The 18,626-nt window shown below is 46.4% G+C and carries 14 protein-coding genes and 1 pseudogene; 5 read left to right on the top strand and 10 right to left on the bottom strand.

What is annotated here, in order from left to right; genetic code table 11:
• Positions 1–8 precede the first annotated feature (8 nt).
• The gene (locus BP95_RS0114950; protein ID WP_028532583.1) at positions 9–1,046 is read right to left on the bottom strand and encodes an ABC transporter substrate-binding protein; all 1,038 of its coding nucleotides are present in this window, start codon (positions 1,044–1,046) and stop codon (positions 9–11) included.
• A gap of 48 nt (positions 1,047–1,094) precedes the next feature.
• Complete coding sequence (locus tag BP95_RS0114945; RefSeq protein ID WP_028532582.1) at positions 1,095–2,312, bottom strand: helix-turn-helix domain-containing protein; 1,218 nt, start codon at positions 2,310–2,312, stop codon at positions 1,095–1,097.
• Between the two features lie 251 nt (positions 2,313–2,563).
• On the opposite strand from BP95_RS0114945, the pseudogene BP95_RS30445 reads away from it, so the two are divergent.
• Positions 2,564–3,748: pseudogene (locus BP95_RS30445) on the top strand (transposase).
• Positions 3,749–3,832: 84 nt separating this feature from the next.
• On the opposite strand, the gene BP95_RS0114920 reads toward BP95_RS30445, so the two are convergent.
• Positions 3,833–4,285: a hypothetical protein gene (locus BP95_RS0114920; RefSeq protein ID WP_028532578.1), complete on the bottom strand. Its 453-nt coding sequence runs from the start codon at positions 4,283–4,285 to the stop codon at positions 3,833–3,835.
• A 576-nt stretch (positions 4,286–4,861) separates the two neighbouring features.
• Between BP95_RS0114920 and BP95_RS0114915 the strand changes: the two genes are divergently transcribed.
• The 4 genes from BP95_RS0114915 to BP95_RS0114900 all read left to right on the top strand — a co-directional run bounded on the left by BP95_RS0114915 (position 4,862) and on the right by BP95_RS0114900 (position 7,710).
• The gene (locus BP95_RS0114915) at positions 4,862–5,551 is read left to right on the top strand and encodes an aspartate/glutamate racemase family protein (RefSeq protein ID WP_028532577.1); all 690 of its coding nucleotides are present in this window, start codon (positions 4,862–4,864) and stop codon (positions 5,549–5,551) included.
• A gap of 226 nt (positions 5,552–5,777) precedes the next feature.
• The gene (locus BP95_RS0114910; RefSeq protein ID WP_028532576.1) at positions 5,778–6,329 is read left to right on the top strand and encodes a BsuPI-related putative proteinase inhibitor; all 552 of its coding nucleotides are present in this window, start codon (positions 5,778–5,780) and stop codon (positions 6,327–6,329) included.
• Positions 6,330–6,595: 266 nt separating this feature from the next.
• Entirely contained in the window at positions 6,596–7,486 is an 891-nt protein-coding gene (locus tag BP95_RS0114905; protein ID WP_028532575.1) for a ComEC/Rec2 family competence protein, read from the top strand.
• 5 nt (positions 7,487–7,491) lie between these two features.
• Positions 7,492–7,710, top strand: coding sequence for a DUF3006 domain-containing protein (locus tag BP95_RS0114900; protein ID WP_028532574.1), 219 nt, complete (start codon positions 7,492–7,494; stop codon positions 7,708–7,710).
• A gap of 455 nt (positions 7,711–8,165) precedes the next feature.
• Here BP95_RS0114900 and BP95_RS33905 read toward each other — a convergent pair whose 3' ends face one another.
• The 7 genes from BP95_RS33905 to BP95_RS0114865 form a co-directional block, all read right to left on the bottom strand.
• On the bottom strand, positions 8,166–8,276 hold the full coding sequence (locus BP95_RS33905; protein WP_217635877.1) for a YjcZ family sporulation protein: 111 nt from the start codon (positions 8,274–8,276) through the stop codon (positions 8,166–8,168).
• Between the two features lie 262 nt (positions 8,277–8,538).
• Complete coding sequence (locus tag BP95_RS0114890; RefSeq protein ID WP_028532573.1) at positions 8,539–9,432, bottom strand: carbohydrate ABC transporter permease; 894 nt, start codon at positions 9,430–9,432, stop codon at positions 8,539–8,541.
• A 110-nt stretch (positions 9,433–9,542) separates the two neighbouring features.
• Entirely contained in the window at positions 9,543–10,424 is an 882-nt protein-coding gene (locus BP95_RS0114885) for a carbohydrate ABC transporter permease (RefSeq protein WP_021262218.1), read from the bottom strand.
• A gap of 83 nt (positions 10,425–10,507) precedes the next feature.
• A complete protein-coding gene (locus BP95_RS0114880; RefSeq protein WP_036667122.1) occupies positions 10,508–11,851 on the bottom strand; it encodes an extracellular solute-binding protein in 1,344 nt (447 codons plus the stop codon).
• Between the two features lie 188 nt (positions 11,852–12,039).
• Complete coding sequence (locus BP95_RS0114875) at positions 12,040–13,557, bottom strand: response regulator transcription factor (RefSeq protein ID WP_028532571.1); 1,518 nt, start codon at positions 13,555–13,557, stop codon at positions 12,040–12,042.
• Positions 13,554–15,332, bottom strand: coding sequence for a cache domain-containing sensor histidine kinase (locus BP95_RS0114870; protein ID WP_028532570.1), 1,779 nt, complete (start codon positions 15,330–15,332; stop codon positions 13,554–13,556). Before BP95_RS0114870 ends, BP95_RS0114875 begins: the two co-directional genes overlap by 4 nt.
• Before the next feature lie 287 nt (positions 15,333–15,619).
• A complete protein-coding gene (locus tag BP95_RS0114865) occupies positions 15,620–18,532 on the bottom strand; it encodes a DUF5704 domain-containing protein (protein WP_231515117.1) in 2,913 nt (970 codons plus the stop codon).
• Positions 18,533–18,626 lie beyond the last annotated feature (94 nt).

Below are 18,626 nucleotides of genomic sequence, written 5' to 3'. Positions count from 1 at the left end.
TTTGCCCCCTATTCCGTCAACAGGCGAACCGTGTCGTCAACGATTTTTTCATATGCAATCAAGCCGCTTCCAAGCCAGTACTGGTTGTTCACTTCATAGACATGACCCTGCTTGGCCGCAGGCATGCTCTTCCAAATTGGACTGTCCATCATCTCTTTCATTCGATCGCTTCCTTGATCGTAAGCGTTGATGACGAAAATATAGTCCGCATCCATTTCAGGAAGGACTTCTAGCGAGAGATTCGCGCTGTTCTCATTGGCCACCAGCTTCGTAATACCAAGTCCCAAATCCTGATGGAGCACATATCCGCACAAATACTTGCCTCCCATCAGACTAATACCTCTTGGCGCAAATCGAATGATGGCGACCTTCTTGTTCTCAACAGCCTTGCTCAGCTTCTCCTTGGCGTCCGTTACCTTTTGCCGATATGCCTGCAATGCTGCATCAGCCTCAGTGGACTTACCGAGCAAGTCTCCTATCGTGACGAGCGATTTCTCGATATTTCCAGATGCATTTTTGAAGACATACGTCGGCGCGATCTTCGCATAGCTCTCATATATTGTTGCGTCCTTGGCGTATGTCTCCGTGTGCAAGATGATCAATTCCGGGTTATAGGACATTAACACCTCCGGCGAAGGAAGCCCTGCCGACAAGTCCAACTTAGGAACATCCTTCAGTTCTTCTTGCAAGTACTCATGCCCTTTCTTCCCGTTAGACCATTGAGCCACAGGCTTCACGCCCAGCTTCAGCAAGGAGTCCTCCATGTTAGGGGCGAATACCCGCTTCGGTGTGGACGGAAGCTTGATCTCATGTCCAAGCTCGTCCGTTACCGTCCGCTCTTCGGTTGTCGCAGCATTCTTCGCTCCAGCAGCAGTGGCTGACACATTGGACGTGGCTTCTTTCGGGCTCTGAGATTCGGGTGCGGCAGTGCCACCCTCCTTTTTGGCCCCGCAGCCCGCGAGCAAACTTCCGATAAGTACACAGCACAATAGTGCTGTTAGTCTAAATTTCCAACCTTTTGCCCCTGCATTCCGTCGATTTAACACGATCCCTCTCCTCCAATGATAACGATTCTCAATCGACTCTGAGTATACTCACGTTGCAAAGGATTCACCATAGCCATAATCCTGAAATGTATTTGGACAATTTCCAGTAAAGAGCAGCAAAGCCTCATCCAGCATCCGTGCTATCGCAATAGCTGAATATTCGAACCAAGGATCTGCGGTTATCGGATGGACATGTCCGTTCCGTACCGCTTGAAGCTGCCTCCATTCGGGAGAATGCTGCAGTGACAACCAATATTTGCGGGATGAAGCCTCTGGACACACGGCAAGTAGAACCCGTTCAGGATTCAGCTCACGAAGCTCATCCATCGAGATCGGAGAATGACCTTGCAGCCCTCTTTCGCAGGCAGCCTTGAGATGCAAGTCATCGTACAGTACTTCCTCCAAACCTCGATTCTGGTACACGAATAGTTGAGTCTGGTAGATTCGCAGTGCCATGACGCGATCGTCTCCCAACTGCTGCGCCGCTTGTGCGCGTCCGGCTCGGGCGTTTTTTTCGTAATGATTGATCCATTGCTGCGCAAGCTCTTCCTTGTTCAAGAAGCGGGCAATTCCCATAAGCTGCTCTCTCCAGCCCGCTTTACTCGATACATTGTGAACGGGAGCGATCCCATTCAGTTTGCTGCTCTCGCGCATTTGGAGCTGATCTGAGGCAATGATAACGTCCGGCCGTGCCCGGCACAGCTTATCCAAATTAATTTCAAACGTGAATTTATGATATGGATCAGTTAAAAGAAGATGCGTTTTAATTTTGTCGCTGTAGAGGTTGTAATAATAAGGAGACCACTTGGGATCGAGAGGCGCTGCCTCCGGGATGAGTTGGAGCGCAAGCAAGTGGCCTATGGTCGAAGATGAGCATACGGCGATGCTCCTCTTGGAATCTTTAGCGAAATCGGATGGCGACAAGCCGACCTCCTTCTTGAACTTGCGGCTAAAATAGAACTCGTCTCGGTAGCCTACCTTTTGCGCAATGTCTCGCAACCTTGCGTCTGATTCCGTCAGCAAGCGCTTCGCATGCATAATGCGCACATCCGTCAAAAATCCCATCGCGCTCTGACCGAACCTTCGTTTAAATAAATCCACGAAATATTTGGGGCTGATATTCGCCATTTCCGCCAATTGTCCAATCGTGAGCTGCTCATTATAATGGCGCTCCATGAACGCTTTAATCTCCTGCAAATCCGTCTTCTGCATGTGGCCCATCACGTTCGAGCCGTTATCTGTATGCGCTTTTTCTGTTGCACGCATAAATTCCCCTCCTCTTGAAATCGCGGTGAAGTTGATGAATAATATAAATATAACAGATAGTGATAATGATTCTCATTTTCAAACATAAACTAACACACCATTTTAAGGAAGTCAACGGAAATATGGAAATACAAAAAAAGACCCCAACATCTGTTGAGGTTCCAGCGTGTAGACAAAGTATCTTTAGATACAAGGTCTACACGCTTTTTTTGTCGAATACATAAGAGAACAATGTGAACGAGGTGAAAATCATGCTTCATCAGGAAATGGAAGATGGCCGCTATCAGATTGCGGTTGTTGCTTTAGACGAACTGTTCCCCAAGATCATTTGGTTCGTAAAATTGAAAAAGTCATCGACTTCTCCTTCATTTACGACTTGGTAAAAGACCTGTACAGTGCAGATCAGGGTCGGCCCAGCATTGACCCGGTGGTCCTCATTAAGATGGTCTTCATTCAATATCTGTTCGGCATCGTTCCATGCGCCAAACCATTCGAGAAATCGAAACTAATGTGGCTTACCGCTGGTTTCTCGGCTATGACTTTACCCGGTCCATTCCTCATTTCAGTACCTTTGGCAAAAACTATGTGCGTCGCTTCAAGGATACCAACATTTTCGAGCAGATTTTCAGCCAGATCCTGAAACAGGCCTGCCGCCATAATTTAGTGGATCCCTCCGTACTCTTCATCGATGCGACACACGTAAAGGCCAACGCTAACAAGAAGAAATACATCAAGCAAATGGTGGAACAAGAGGCGAAAAGGTACCAGACTGAGTTGGAAGCGGTACTGAATCGGGACCGGGCAATGCACGGGAAGAAGTTTTAAAAGAAGTTGCAGATAGCTTTGGCTGCCCCCAAGCGGTAGCTGCAGTTGCCGGATACAAGACCCCACACATTTGTAAAACGTTGCTGGATAAGCAGATTCGCCCCGTTATGCCCTACACCCGTCCACATACGAAGGACGGATTCTTCCGGAAGCATGAATACGTCTATGATGAGCATTACGATTGTTATCTCTGTCCGGCTAATCAGGTGTTAATCTATGAGACTACAACCCGGGAAGGATATAAGCAATACCGTTCGAATCCGAGTATTTGCAGAAATTGCCCGTTACGGAGCCAGTGCACGGAGAGCAAAGACGTGATCAAGCGAGTGACCCGTCATGTCTGGGCGAGGTATGTGGAAGAGGTTGACCATCTTAGGCACACACCGGAGAACAAACAGTTATATGCTATACGAAAAGAAACGATTGAACGTGTCTTCGCCGATCTCAAAGAAAAGCATCGCATGCGATGGACCACTTTACGAGGACTTCAAAAAGTGGCCTTGCAGACGATGCTTGTTTTCAGTGCCATGAACCTCAAAAAACTGGCGAATTGGATGTGGAGGAAAAAAGGACCTTTCTCTATTTTCAAGCTCCGAAAACCATTTTTTTGAAAAAATGCCCCGGTTACTCATGTAACCTGAGGCATTTGTCGACAGTCTGAAAGCACCTAAAGGTGCTTTTTTTATTAATAACATCTAACGGCGAGTGTCTATTACCAGTCTGTACGGTGTGTTAGGATCATAATCCGAAGGGTATCTCCCTCGCACTAATACATACACGTCTTCACCAGGATTAATAGTGGTTGTCAGAAAACGCGTTATTGCAGGACTATTGCCCTCATCTTTGAACGAAATAACTTGTCCGTCATTTTTGAATACAATAAACATCAGATCATACGTTCCACCACTATTAGGTGGGGTAAATAACGCTGCTACTGTACGCATGCCTGGAGTAGTGTTCTTTACATGGTAGAAATCGAGATCATCGGGAGCGTCGAGGTAACCGCCATGCTCATGCACATAGCCAAGGTCAACCTCAATTGCAGTATCAAAGGTATCTGCAACACCTTTTTGCGCAAAAGCAGATGGTGCAAAAGTTAGTAGTAGCACGGAAGTAATCAAGGCTGTTATTACTTTTCTTATTCTCATAAACATTCGCCTCCAAATGCAATATGAGTCGGCCGAACTCTTAACAAAATATTACCAATTAATCAACCTTCTGGTATATAGTGCGATAGGACTAATATTTTGTCGGTTATTAAACATTAATGTAATATTCTATAAAGAAAACTTAATCTAAGTGGATTGTGGACATAGCGAGCCCCGTTCAATTGGCGGCAGCTTCTTTAAACTTCAATTCCTCATAGGTACGTTCATAACCCCAAAAGGTGCCGTCGTTACGCCCATTCTACCAAACAGTCGTTTAAACAAACAACCCATATTTTCTAATCGCTTAACATACCAACTTCTTATTGATTCCTTACAATATCATTGATTTCCCCGTTACATCTCCGTGCAATTAGTCGTCGATCCCCAAGACTTTTTACGCGATTGGAGGTCGACGACAAGTTTTTACATAACTATGATTTATCTTCACTTTTATGTTTACTCTTTTCAATATTATAATAATGTACCATAGTAGAAGAAGGCATCAGTTCCTTCATCGTTCTATTAGAAAAAAATGCGGTTGAACTGGTGGCAAAAAAGGTTGAATGGAGGGGCAACATGAAAGTAATTGGTTTGCTTGGCGGAATGAGCTGGGAATCTTCAGTTGAATATTATCGGATAATTAATGAAGAGGTAAAAAGAAAACTGGGAGGGCTGCATTCAGCGAGATGCCTTCTATACAGTGTTGATTTTGATGAAATTGAACAGTATCAAGCAGAAGGTAATTGGGAAAAAGCCGGTGAAGTATTAGCTAACGCTGCTCGCTCTTTGGAGAAAGGAGGAGCCGATTTTATCGTTATTTGTACGAATACGATGCACAAAGTTATAGATGATATCCGATCCAAAATCAATATCCCCATTGTACATATAGCAGATGCAACGGCAAATCGAATTAAAGAAAAAGGGCTTCGAACCATTGGGTTGCTTGGCACCAAATATACGATGGAGCAAGATTTTTATAAATCACGCTTAGAGCTGAATGGGATAAAAGTTATTGTACCAAATGCCGATGAAAGAGAACTTATCAATAAGATTATTTATGAAGAATTATGTTTGGGAAAAATTCATCAAGAATCAAGGGACTACTATAAAAAAGTGATCCAAGGGTTAATTGAATTAGGAGCAGAAGGAATTATATTAGGTTGTACAGAGATTGGATTATTGGTTAAGCCGGAGGATTCCAAAGCTCCTGTATTTGACACAACCTATATACATGCTGTTGAAGCTGTAAATATCTCTTTAAATTAGAGATTGTAAAATAGCTATATCCCTGGAATGACAGGTAGAAGCCTTTCTCAAAGAAGCAACTCTCAATCGGATATAAAGTCCATTCTTCATTGATGGAATTACCTAAGCCTTAGTCAATTGACTAGGGCTTCTTCCTTTCATGAACTCGAATATATAGTTTACAATTCAATACCCTAAATGCAACAATCTCTCCCCCACTCACGTTATGTAGAATGAGGTGATGTGAATGAAAAAATCAATCATGCTGCCACTGGTATGGGCAAGCGCACTTATTTTTCTAGTCGGCAGTACGCAAAGCGCATATGCGGCCAACCAGCAGCAGTCGCAATCGAAGCATCAAGTTCAACAAATCAAACCGTTGCCCGCCAAGGGCAAGGATAAAAAGGAATCGAAGCCTACATTGCAAACCACTTTATCAACCGAGAAAAAGAAAGACCGCCTGCTCATTCATATGAAACTCCGCAACACGTCTGGCAAAGATATTACTCTCTCTTACAGCTCACAAAAATATGAAATCATCGTTAACAATGAAAACAATGAAGAAGTGTTCAACTGGTCTGACAACAAAGCATTCACACAACAACTGATCATCCATGATTTGAAAAAGGATGGTGAGCTATCGTTTACAGCGGAATGGAATCTCAAGGACAAGGCGAAAAAGAAGGTGCCGAAAGGACGGTACACTGTTCAGGTAAAGATGTTAATAGACGTCCCTTCTGATACCACTGCCACTGCTTCACCGAAATTGAATGCTAGTACGGTCGTTGAGCTAAAATAAACCTTATCAATGATTCGAAGTTCCCCAAAAAAGTGAGAAAAATAAAAGCACCTTTCTGATGAGTGTTCTTATCGCAAGATAAAACATAATCTTGAAGGTGTTTTCGTGCTTTGCTGAACCTAAATTTCTTCCCCTTCTCTACATACAGTCGTTTCTCGTTAACTTTTCATGTTATACGGTGGCCAAGAACAAGAAAGAGACCAACATCAACCATCCTATCCCCCATTGCAATATGATAATATTGTTAATAGGAGAAGGAGGCATCTATGAAGAAACTATACATACCTTTCCTGCTTTTGGTCGTATTGCTGACAGCTTGCACACCAACAAGTACGGAAACTCAAGGAAACATCCAGAAAGAGAAGCCTAAGCAAGAGAAGCCTAAGGCGCAATCGTCAGACGTATTGAAAGTATATTATCTGGACGTTGGTCAGGGAGATTCAACCCTAATTCGAACGCCCAAAGGACAGCATGTCCTAATTGATGGAGGGGACAACAGTCAAGGAGAGAACGTGGTCAAATATTTGAAACAGTACGGGGTTAAAGAGCTTGACGCAGTCATAGCCACTCACCCTGACGCCGATCATATCGGTGGACTGGATACCGTCCTCAATGCGATTCCAGCCAAATCCGTATATGCGCCCAGAGTATCTCACACAACGAAGACCTATGAGGATTTCCTATTAGCGGTCAAAAAGCAAAAGCTCAAGATCAAATCCGCAAAAGCTGGGGTCGAGCTCCCGCTCGATGGCGTACAAGCTGAGTTCCTTGCTCCAGTCGGAGATTATGGAAAGGACTTGAATGCATGGAGCGCAGTTCTTAAGGTTACATACAAAAATACATCGTACTTATTCTCAGGGGACGCTGAGCGTAAAAGCGAAACCGACATGGTCAACAGCGGTGCGAATTTAAAAGCAGATGTATACAAAGTCGGCCACCATGGGTCGGATACGTCTACCTCAGCTGAGTTCCTAAAAGCAATTCATCCAACGTATGCGGTAATCAGCGTTGGCAAGGATAACAAATATAATCATCCGAAAGATGTCATCATGAAACGCCTTAAGAAAGCCAATGTCAAAGTGTTCCGAACTGATAAAGAGGGCACTGTCATTTCAATAAGTGACGGAAAGTCAATAACATTTGAGAAGGCGAGGTAACAACATTGATTCAAGGGGTAATCGACCAGATTGAATGTGATATCGTAACCATTGAAGTAGAAGATGGACATACCATCGAATATCCGAAGCATCTGCTCCCCGCAGAAGCTGAGGTTGGAGATGTTGTTCATATTGTCGGAAATGTAATCACGATTGACAAACAAGCTACAGAAGAACGCAGAAAAGAAGTCGACCAGCTGATGGATGAGTTATTCGAAGACTAATCATTTGCTTTCACAATATGCAACCATAGAATAGAAAACGGACTGCGATAACCTGCAAGCATCCTTAGCCTGGGATAGATATTCCCCTGTTAAGGATGCTTTTTCTTTTGCCATGACTACGAGACATAATCTCTCACAGGACTGTAAGCGTTATGAAAGTAATAATCTTCCGGATCAATTCATCCTGTTGTACAGATTTGTGCTCTCGTTCGTAAAAAGCTAAGAAATGATTGAGCACCGCCACATAAATGGGTGTAGCTTACACATCCATTTTGCTCAGTCGGTTTCGGACTTGCCAGCATACTCTAGTAAATGTAGTAAATGTCGTGTAGAAAAGAAAAGTGCTTCATACGAGCTATTCCCTACTAATAAAAACAGCCTTGCTTCATCAGCAAGGCATAACACGATGATGTCGATCATTGAAGTCGGTAACGATATTGTTCAATCCTATCGTATTATATAAAGCAAGAACTCAAGATGATAACCAACAAGATAAACAGAACTAAGATTGCGCCTGTGCTCGTGAAGCCTCCAAATCCACAGCCTCTGCCAGCAAATTCACCCATTGAGATGACCTCCTTTCTCTAGGTACACAACATAGTATGATGAAGAACAAGGATAGACACGGCGCTTTGCCCAAGCAGAAATAATTAGGCATTCACATAAGTCAAGCAGCGTTTGTCCCTCGGCAAGACTCATTTACATTTATTTCTGTAACCAACAGCCATGAAGCATGCACAAATACCGCCAACGAAATTCGTTGGCGGTAAGGATTGTTACGTTTAAATAATAGTCAGTTATACAAATCATATGATGCTTTCCCCACTGTTACCCCTTCACTGCCCCTGCCAGCATCCCCTTCATAATCTGTTCTTGGAAGATCAAGTACATAATAATCGTCGGAACGACCGACAGGCTAAGTGCTGCCAGCGTCAGACTGTAGTCCGTACCGTAGCCATCCGCGAAGATGGAGAGGCTGAGCGGCAATGTCTTCAGCAGCGGATTGCTAATGAAGACGAGCGGGAATGCGAAGTCGTTCCAGAAGCGCAGGAAGCCAAGTACAGACACGGTTGCCAGCGCCGGCATCGACAGCGGCAGAATAACCCGCAAGAAGATCCCTGTATATCCTGCACCATCGATCAATGCGGCTTCCTCCAGTTCTTTCGGGAAGGAGGTCATATACGCGGACAGGACAAATATCGCAACTGGCAGTTCAAATGCCGTATAAGGCAGTACAAGCGCCGCATAGGTGTCGAGAATGGACATTTGCTTCATCATAATGAACAGTGGAACCAGTGTACTATGAATCGGAATGAGCATCCCGAGCAGGAACAATCCCATGATGTACGGCTTCCACTTGAACTTGAATCGTGACAATACAAAGGCTGCAAGTGCGCCGATCAGCAGGGTGGACACGAGTGAAATTACCGTAACAGCCAGAGAATTGCCGAAGGCAACATTCATGCTCGCTACATCCCATGCTCGAACGAAGTTATCCCATCTCCACTCGCTTGGCATGCCAAATGGAGAGGAGAAAAACTCTTCGTTGCTCTTGAAGCTGCTGATGAACAGCCATAACAATGGATACAGGGTCAATAATGCATACAGGGTTAGCAGCAACCAGACCAGTCCGGCTCCCCCCTGCTTCCACACCCGGCTGGAAGCACGTCTCCTTGTAGAGGAAGGCATGCGGCCAAGCTGTTGAACGGGTTGGTTCCCCATGTTCCTCTCCTCCTATCTTCTTGGACTTATAAGTGGCAACATCGAAGCATGATCGTGTCTGATCGAAATCCGCTCCTATGTTACTCATCATGTTCGAGTCCTTCCTCTACTTAGAGCGCATCCTTCTTCCGATTCATCAGCAATTGACTGACTACAATCAGGATTAAGCTTAGAATGACAATAGATGTCGATACGGCACTCCCATACCCATATCGGAAAATATTGAACGTGTTATTGTACATATACGTGGCCAGAAGCTCGGTTGAATGTGCCGGACCGCCGTGCGTCATGATAAAGATGAGATCGAATGCCTTCAAACTTCCCGAGATGCATAGAATAACAGCCACCTTAATCATGCCCCAAATCATCGGCAGTGTAATGAGGGACAGCTTCTTCCACCCTTCAGCACCATCCAGCTTGGCCGCATCATTCACTTCGCTCGGAATATTTTGCAATGCTGCGATAAATAAGATTAGATACGGCCCGATATTGCTCCATATGATCGGCGGTCCAATCGACAGCATTGCCACCTTCGGATCGGATAGCCAGCCGAGCTTCCAAGAAGACAATCCGAGCGAATCCAGAAGGAAGTTCAATATCCCGATCTGAGGATGATAGATATATCCCCATACTAAGCCGATCACGACCGAGGACAGCACCATCGGCATGAATACCGAAGCGCGGATGAACTTCTCGAACCAGCGATTGCGCACGAGCAGCAGCGCCAGCAGCAAGGCAATTGGAACTTGACCGAATACAGAATAAGCCACGATATACAGATTGTTGCGGAATGAGCCCCAGAAGATTGGATCGCTTAGAACCTCTATATAATTTTTCAATCCAATGAACTTCATATCGCCCATGCCTTTCCAGCTAAACAGGCCATAATACGATGACCAGATTACCGGAATGACGACGAACACCAAATAAATAAGAAGCGCGGGCAGCAAGCCAAGCATGATAAACATCCGCGCTCGCGATGCAGCGGTCATAGTCATCTATCCTTTTCTTTTGTTAGGCTGCATGATCCCAATACGTAAGTAGGGTCAATAATGGCCTTACGTCCAAACACAAACTACTCCTTCAACCCTTGCTCCTGCGCATCCTGAATCTTCTTCGCGATATCTTCCGCCTTCCCGCCGAGAAGCAGCTCCTGCAAGCCATTATTGACGACCTCTGTTGCTCCAGACGTTAATTTCGCATCATAGACAGGTGTACGCTTCACTTGATTCACGAGATCATACAGCTTGGCGAACAATGCGTTCACTTTGCTCTTATCGAGATCTACTTTGAAGCTGACGAGCTGGTTCGCCTCTAATGTTGTCTTCTGAGCTTCCGGACCAGCCAGTGCTAGAATGAGTTCTTCCGCTATCTTCTTCTTATCGCCTTCTACCTTGCTGCTCAGCGCAGGTCCAACCCCGATCGCGCCGGACACCGAGTTCGGATCTCCCTTACCTCCCGGAATGGATGGCAGCACAGCAACGCCTGTGGCGTCTAGTACCTCTTGAGGCGCCGTTGCGACTAGATTCGTTACCGCCCATCCGCCTTCAATGATCATCGCGGCTTTGCCCTGTGAATACAATTGTTCCATTTGTGTCCCGTCGATCGCGTTGAAGCCTTCCTGGAACGCACCAACCGTAGCAAGCTCCTGCAAATGCTCAAGCGCCTTCACGAATTCAGGATCTGTGAACTTCGCTCCGTCTTGTGCAACCGCCTTGTTGAACCATTCTGTGCCCGTCACGCGATCTGCCAGCGAGCTGAGAATACTGGATTGTGCAAGCCATGGAGCTTTATTGCCAAGCGCGATTGGAATGATATTTTTGGATTTAAGCGTTTTAACTGCGTTCAATAATTCATCCCAAGTCTTCGGTACAGTCAGGCCATTATCCGCTAGTATTTTCTCGTTGTAATACAAAATAGACGTTGGAGACAGTCCCATTGGCGCACTGTATATTTTCCCGTCAAACGTGAAGTCATCGAAGGAGTTCGGCATGTAGCCGTCTTTCCAATCCTTATTCGCATCAAGCAATCCATCAAGCGGCTGAATCAAGCCTGCAGCTGAGAACTCCTTGGCAATCGTACCCGGATGCATAATGAATACGTCCGGCATCTCATTTGCAGCCGCAACCGCTTTCAATCGTTGGCGATACGCATCCGGTGGAATTGCTTGAATCTGCAAGTCTACATTCGTGTTATCCTTCTTGAACTGTTCAATGATTCCCCGCATCGCCTTGGCGCGCAAATCTTCCCCAGTGAAGTTATGCCATAGAGTAAGCTGAATCTTACTCTTCGGATCCACTTTGGCCCCTGAGTTCGAATCTGATGGGGATGTCGATCCACCTCCGCAGCCTGCCAGCACCAATGTAAGCATCATCACAAGCATAACCATTTGGCTCCAACGCATTTTGTTTTTCAACATGTGCAGCCCTCCTCATGACTTCAGTTCATTTTAAAAGTGTTTGCCCAACAGTACCATCGGCCCTCTATCCACGCTGTACACTACTGTGGAAGTGTCGCACTTTTATAAACGATATCTCTTAGGTACCACTATAAAAGAAAGACATTTGTAAAGCAGGTGATATTCTTCGGTGAAAGGGGTGACTTTTTTCAGTTGTGCTGCCGATATTGAGAGGGGGACAATCCGATATGCTTTTTGAACAGCTTGCAAAAATACTTCACATCCTCGTAGCCGCAATCGCTTGCTACCTGACTTATCTTCCGCTCCGATCCCGTTAGCAGTTCCTTCGCAAGCCCCATTCGCTCCAATGTTACGAAGTCAATATAATTCATGCCGGCTTCCCGCTTAAACACCTCACTGAAATGATTCGGATTCACATGCACATAGGCAGCTACCTGTTGTAGGGAGAGACTCTCATGCAAATGTTCTCGGATATAGAACATCGCACGCTGAATATAGGAATTCGCGCGATTCCGTTCATCGTATTGCTGATAGCGTTCCATGATGGCGCAGCAGGCGCGATACAATCCCGCTTCTACTTCATGATTCGGCAGAAGACGATGGCGAAATTCACTGAGCGTACGTTCTTCGGGCACCATTCGCTCCAGCCAACGGCAGGCTGACACCAATATAGACTGCAAATAGGCCAGCAGCGATTCAGGCGTTGTCTGTTCGTCTAAGACTTGCGCCTTCACAATCTCCTGAATCCAATGTGCCAGCGTCGCCCGATTGCCTTGCGTTAATATCGTGGCGAGTTCATTCTCTTCCTCCCGTGTACATACCGTTCTACCGCCTGTTCGATGCTGAATGTCTTTATACTGGATGATCCTTCTATCGCTAACGATATGTACATAGGCCAATGCTCGCTCGGCTTCCACGTAGGATTGCCGTATCTTCTCATAGTGAGGAACAATAGATCCGAATGCCGCGAAGATCGAGCATTTCAGAAGATTCTCACAATTGGCAAACGTCGTAGACAGCGTTCTTGTCTGCTCATACTCCGTCTTCTGTTTCCATAATAGAACCATGTGATTGGGCCGAAGCGAGATATCACACTGCAATGCTTCGCCTATAATATTCGAAGCTGCAAACAGCAGCAGTTGTTCATCTTTCCAACCAGATACAGTGAGGAAAATAACCTGATATGCTCTGTTCTCCGCCTTAAGCTCCAGCAGCTCCAATACTTGTCCGCCCGCAAGTTGTTCTTCCGGCATTCCTTCCGTCAACAGCTGTTCCAGCAGCTGCTTCTTGAGCAGATGGACATTCAAATGTCCGATCCGATCATGCTGCTGTCTTGCTTCCCATCTCTGCTTCGCCTTCAAGACCGCCTCCATGATCTCCTCTGGACGGCTCGTCTTCAAGATGTAATCCTGCGCGCCTACTCGCATTGCTTGCTGTGCATAGGCAAAGTCATCATACCCGGACAGCATGATTACCTCTGTTGCTGGATAATGATTTCTCACTAGGGAAGCCAACTCCAACCCGCTCATCGCCCCCATTCGAATGTCCGTCATCACGATATGGGGCTGTTCATTATGAATCTGCTGCCAGGCCTCTTCTCCCGATGCAGCAGGCTGTAAAGCCGTGATTCCGATCGCAGACCAATCAATGACTTGATGAATGCCTGTACGAATAATAACCTCATCATCCACGATTAGCAGCTTCATTGTCTTTCAACCTCCTTTTCGATAAAAGGAATCATAAAGGATACGGTCGTCCCCCCGCCTTCTACGCTATGAATCTGCAACCCAGACGCCTCCCCATAATGCAGCTTGAGCCTTTGGTTCACATTGCGCAGCCCATAGCTGTGTTCTGGCTTGCGTGTCTGGTCTAGTGGAAGTTCGATCTGCTGAAGGAGTGCGTCCAACTGTTCCTGCGGCATCCCTTGTCCGGAATCTTCAATGGTGAAGTGTATATGGTCATCTGCAGTGTGTTGTGCAATTACGGTAATTCGGCCTTTTGATCGCTTGCCAAGTATTCCATGAATGATTGCATTCTCGATCAGCGGCTGAAGAAGAAGCTTCAGCATCCACTGCGATTCAAGCTCAGGACTGATATGGAACGTGATGTCGAATTGATCCGGGTACCGAATCTGCTGAATCGATGCGTAGTGCTGCGCATGAAGCACCTCCTGCGTGACCTGACAATACTCGCTCCCCTTGTTCAAGCTGAAGCGCAAGAAATCGCTTAATGCCCCGACCATCTGCGCAATCGTGGCGTCCTTGTTCATGAGCGCCATCCAATGGATGGATGCCAGCGTGTTGTATAAGAAATGAGGGTTGATCTGTGCCTGCAGCGCCTGCATATCGGCTTCTTTCTTCATGGATTCATGCCGCTTCACCTCTTCCATCAGCACATGGACACGTTCTCCAAGCTTGTTATAGCTATGCACGAGCATGCCAATTTCATCAGATGAGGTAATCGGAAGCGCAATGACATCCTCCTCGGGCCGAAACCCCTTCAAGGAGACTGCCACCGTCTGCAGCGGCCTCGTCACCCGCATGATAAGGAACAGCACGATACCTGCGATGATAACCATCGCTAGTCCAATCGTAACGGCCGTTATCGTTACGACATATTGATTCTGCGCCTGATACTGCTCATAAGGAATCACTGCCAGCAGACGCCAGTCTACATGCGGAACTGTCGTATACACGATTGTTTTCTTGTCTTTCCCTTCCCCGTAGGTGACAAAGCCCTGTCTCTCTTGCATCCCTGGTGCATCCCAGTTCGGAAGCAGTTCCGTCACGGACTTCGACAGACCATCCCGGATCGTACCCGAGAGAATTCGATTGTCCCGATCTACAAGCAGCAAGCTCTCTCCACTGCCCAGAGCCGGCTTCATCATAAAATCAGCAATCGCTGCTTCGCTTATGCTGATGGATAGCATCCCCTTAGGCTGATAAGTCGTAGTGCTCCCTATTGGCCGCACGAAGGAAATGACCTTCTCCGCTCCGTTCGTTGTCACGTTCGTGTAGAGAGAGCTCCACCATTTATTCTTTACCTGTTGGATGTTCGTGTTCTTGTTGTCTGTGAAGAGTCCGTTGTTGAAAATCGTTGTGTTGGATAGCGTATGATTGCCGTTGTTTGGATAGATGGAGATGTTTGAGATATATGATTTGGAAAAAGCAAAGTTCGATAAGAATCCCATCAGTTTAATTTGCAGCCCGCTGCTGCCCTGATTCGTAGACGCGAGATAACGCTGAATGTCCTCCTGTGCAATTAGGAAAATGGACATATTCTCAACGTCCTGCACGATAAATTCCAGATTTGTCTTGATCTGATCCAGCAGCCCAAGACTGGACTGCTTCGTTCGTTCTTCGGCCTCCTTCGCTGCAATGCTGTACAATACAAATCCCAGCGACAACAATGGCACAAGGATGGCACCTAGCAACATTATCGATAACTTGCGCTTCAATGACTTGCCTAACCAACGCTGCATAATGAAGCATTCCTCCTAATATCGACATTTCAGTTAGGTAAAATTATACAAGGTATGGGCAAACTAAAATATACCACAGCCGGTCTACTATACAATCTATCAATTTCCTGCAGATTAAATAGCCGAGAAGACAACCTTCGGGCCACAAAAAGAAAATAACCCGCAAGAGGAGCTCTCTATTTTGCAGAGCGTCCGTCTTACGGGTCTTTCTCTTTCAACTATTTGTCGTTCAACTGTGATTAGCGATGCTGTTGCCTCTCGTCATGCGCCCAAGATACATCGTCGAATTAATGCGTTCCTGTTACTCCAAAATCATCAACCGATGATTGATCCGCTCGGTAGAACATGACATCCCCATCCTTTAGTCGGAACGTAACGCCGTACGGATCTGTGAATTGCGGGTGGGAACCCTCCCGCTTCCATTGATTTGTGAGCGGTGCTTTTATGTATTGCAAATGCGGCTTCCCCTTCTGCCCGTCTCGTACCGTCTCTATATCAACGTTCACGATGAGGAACCCATCGCGCAGGAAGAATGGCGCCTTGTCGTTAAAGCTGAACTGTTTCGATAAATCAAAGCCCTTCGGCACGATATACAGCTTCGCGGGCAGGTTGTATTCTCCATACCACTGTTGAATCGACGAATATGCACGTGCTTTCGAGACTCCAGTTGGCACACTTGTCGGCCCCATAAATGTTCGGACATGGTACGGCAGGAAGAGATCACTGTAGCTGCCAATTGTCGTCGGCTTCTTCGCTGCCCTTGCCCATTCCTCGATGTAAGCTTGACGGCTTGTCGATATGCTGCTGGCGAACAGCTCATAGAAGGCGCCCGCTGCATCTAAGATGCGCTGCTCTGGCACGTTGCGAAGTCGCGCATTAAGCTCCATACTCCGCCTTACCTTGTCCTCTGCTGAGCCAATCCGAATAAATTTCCGTTCATCAGTATGGTAATAGACGTCTACTTCCTGACGCTTTTGCCCCTTGCTGTCCGTGAAGTAGAAGGTAGGCTTAAGATGGATGCCATCTCCTGAGCCGAACATATTCCCCTTCGTCTTCAGGTCGAATTTGAACGCATACCCTGTCTTCACAGCTACATTTTTAAACGAGGAATCAGGGTGGCTTCCTTTGCGGACAGGAAGCTCATAAGGAAAGGCATTACCGCGCGCATCTCCGTCGATTCCTTTGCTCCCCACCCAATAGGAGTTTCCAGTAGGTTCACTGCTTCCCTTCTGCTTGCGAAATACCGTCTCCCAATTGAAGTCCATAATGTCCGTCACATGGAAATCGTACACCCTGCCAATGACCTCGACCGCGATTTCATGGGTCGCCACATGGTTCTCCCAATTCGTATTGGCTGTTGGCTGATGCGTGAAGGAATCCGGCGCATTTTCCGCAATCGTGCGGTATAAGACCGAATAATCCCCCTCATCGACCCAGACAGGCAGGAAGAATGTCGTATCTAATTGGTTAACCGGTATGTCCGTCCACGTGCGCTTCGGGATGAATCTGCTGCGATCTGCGGTATAGACATCGAATGGGAACCATACCTGCTTCATTCGGAAATATTTCGCATAATCACGGTCGCCGTATCCCGGATAATTCACATGCTGACCGTTCGTAGGCATTCGGACTGTAAATGGCCGCTCCAGTATCAAGGCGGCACGAATGTAGTTGGGTGTTGTCTTTTGGTTATATTCACGATCATCCGTAATCGAGGAGTAATTCACAACAGGTGTATGTACGGTAACGGTATTAATGCCGTTGATTGAGAATTGCTTGTCACTGCCCCCATTTATGTTGCCGGGAACAAGATTGTAGTAGATCGTGCCTGAGCTTGGGGTGTTGGCCGCATTGACGAGCTTGCTGCTAATAAGCATACCGCTCCGATAGAGAACATTTTGACCAATGATCGTAGGTGAAGGGATATTTCCAGGTGTCGTTCCATGTTTCGTTGTCCAGCTATTGCTCATAATCGTAGTGCCGTTGAAGGTCACAAGATCATTTCGTACTTCTGGCTCTCCCGTTTGTGATTCAGCCCTGCTTTTGAGTTGTGATTCATCATTTGGCACGCTCGGCCTTGTATACATTCCTGGTACTGTTGCTGGTGTAAATGAAATTGTACCACTATCCTTCGGCTTGACGTGAGCCGATGCATCCGAATTGTGATCCGTTGAAAGAGAAGGGGCTGAGTACCCTGATGGCTGCAGCGTTACTGTTCCATTAGGCAGTGCGTAGTTGTTCATACTTGCTCGTTGAATTCCGTACACTTCGATGTTGTTGATCTGCCAATACGAATAGTCACGTTGGAAGGAAAAGCTGTAGGTCTTGGATTCTGTATCTCTCATCGTCAAATCCGGTTGTGGCGTGCACACACGCTGCCCTTGTTTATTCGTCGTGCACACATCTGGTTGCTTCTGCTTCCACTCCAGAGCATAGGTAACCTCTACCTGGCACTGATAGTTTACTTTGCCTGACATTTTAGCAAATGTATGTTGGAATAGATACTGATTCGCAAACACATTAGCATACAAATTCTCGGAGGTTGGAATCCCTCTGAGGACATCGAATTTCTCATTGCCACGGTTGTCGGCTTTGATCATTCCGGTTACATCTGGATTCATCTTATTTCCGGTTACTGTGCTTCCCGATGAAGGAGCCGCAATCGTGTATTTGCACTGGCCCGTCCCTCCACCAGGGTTCCCTCCGTTGTTATCGTCGGTACAGGAGCTCCCCGTTCCCACGGTCATAGAGAAGTCTGCCTTTTCATCCAACGCCTGAGTGGAGTCAGCAAAACGAGCAGTGATGGTTGACGTTCCGGTAGATGCTACAGCTGTAACCAGACCTGAATTGTTGATGGTCATCACACTAGCATTAGAGCTTGTCCACGTTAGTTTAGCATGGTTTTTCAGCTCCCATGTGGTGCCATCAACTTTCGTTAATTTGGCAACCAATTGTGTAGTCCCACCAGGGGCAACACATTTGTTCCCCGTAATCTCTAGTCCCGATGTTCCATCGGCATATGTAGCGATAAGTAATTTGTCTTTGTATCGGTATGTAACTGAGTTGAAATCAACAAAGAATTTAGAGAAATACCAGACCTGCTTGGCCCCTGGATTTGCCCAGTATTTATTGTAGGTATCGTTGTTGAAGGTTTGCTCGAAATAGATTGTGATTTGGTCTAAGTTTGATAATCTAGCCACCTTACCTCCCACGGTACTCGGGTCTGTTTGTCCGTAAGTTCCGTGTACATCATTTATATCAGTAGTTCTGTCAACATCGACATTAGTTGCTGTG

It is taken from the genome of Paenibacillus sp. UNC217MF (assembly GCF_000686865.1).
In the GTDB taxonomy this organism is placed as follows: Bacteria; Bacillota; Bacilli; order Paenibacillales; family Paenibacillaceae; genus Paenibacillus_B; species Paenibacillus_B suaedae.
Note: the sequence above shows the minus strand (reverse complement) of the source record. Positions and strands in the feature narration are given on the sequence as shown.

Coding starts and splice junctions, on each gene's coding strand:
- BP95_RS0114945 (WP_028532582.1), bottom strand. CDS start 2,312: ATGCGTGCAACAGAAAAAGCGCATACAGATAACGGCTCGAACGTGATG.
- BP95_RS0114920 (WP_028532578.1), bottom strand. CDS start 4,285: ATGAGAATAAGAAAAGTAATAACAGCCTTGATTACTTCCGTGCTACTA.
- BP95_RS0114915 (WP_028532577.1), top strand. CDS start 4,862: ATGAAAGTAATTGGTTTGCTTGGCGGAATGAGCTGGGAATCTTCAGTT.
- BP95_RS0114910 (WP_028532576.1), top strand. CDS start 5,778: ATGAAAAAATCAATCATGCTGCCACTGGTATGGGCAAGCGCACTTATT.
- BP95_RS0114905 (WP_028532575.1), top strand. CDS start 6,596: ATGAAGAAACTATACATACCTTTCCTGCTTTTGGTCGTATTGCTGACA.
- BP95_RS33905 (WP_217635877.1), bottom strand. CDS start 8,276: ATGGGTGAATTTGCTGGCAGAGGCTGTGGATTTGGAGGCTTCACGAGC.
- BP95_RS0114890 (WP_028532573.1), bottom strand. CDS start 9,432: ATGGGGAACCAACCCGTTCAACAGCTTGGCCGCATGCCTTCCTCTACA.
- BP95_RS0114885 (WP_021262218.1), bottom strand. CDS start 10,424: ATGACCGCTGCATCGCGAGCGCGGATGTTTATCATGCTTGGCTTGCTG.
- BP95_RS0114880 (WP_036667122.1), bottom strand. CDS start 11,851: ATGTTGAAAAACAAAATGCGTTGGAGCCAAATGGTTATGCTTGTGATG.
- BP95_RS0114875 (WP_028532571.1), bottom strand. CDS start 13,557: ATGAAGCTGCTAATCGTGGATGATGAGGTTATTATTCGTACAGGCATT.
- BP95_RS0114870 (WP_028532570.1), bottom strand. CDS start 15,332: ATGCAGCGTTGGTTAGGCAAGTCATTGAAGCGCAAGTTATCGATAATG.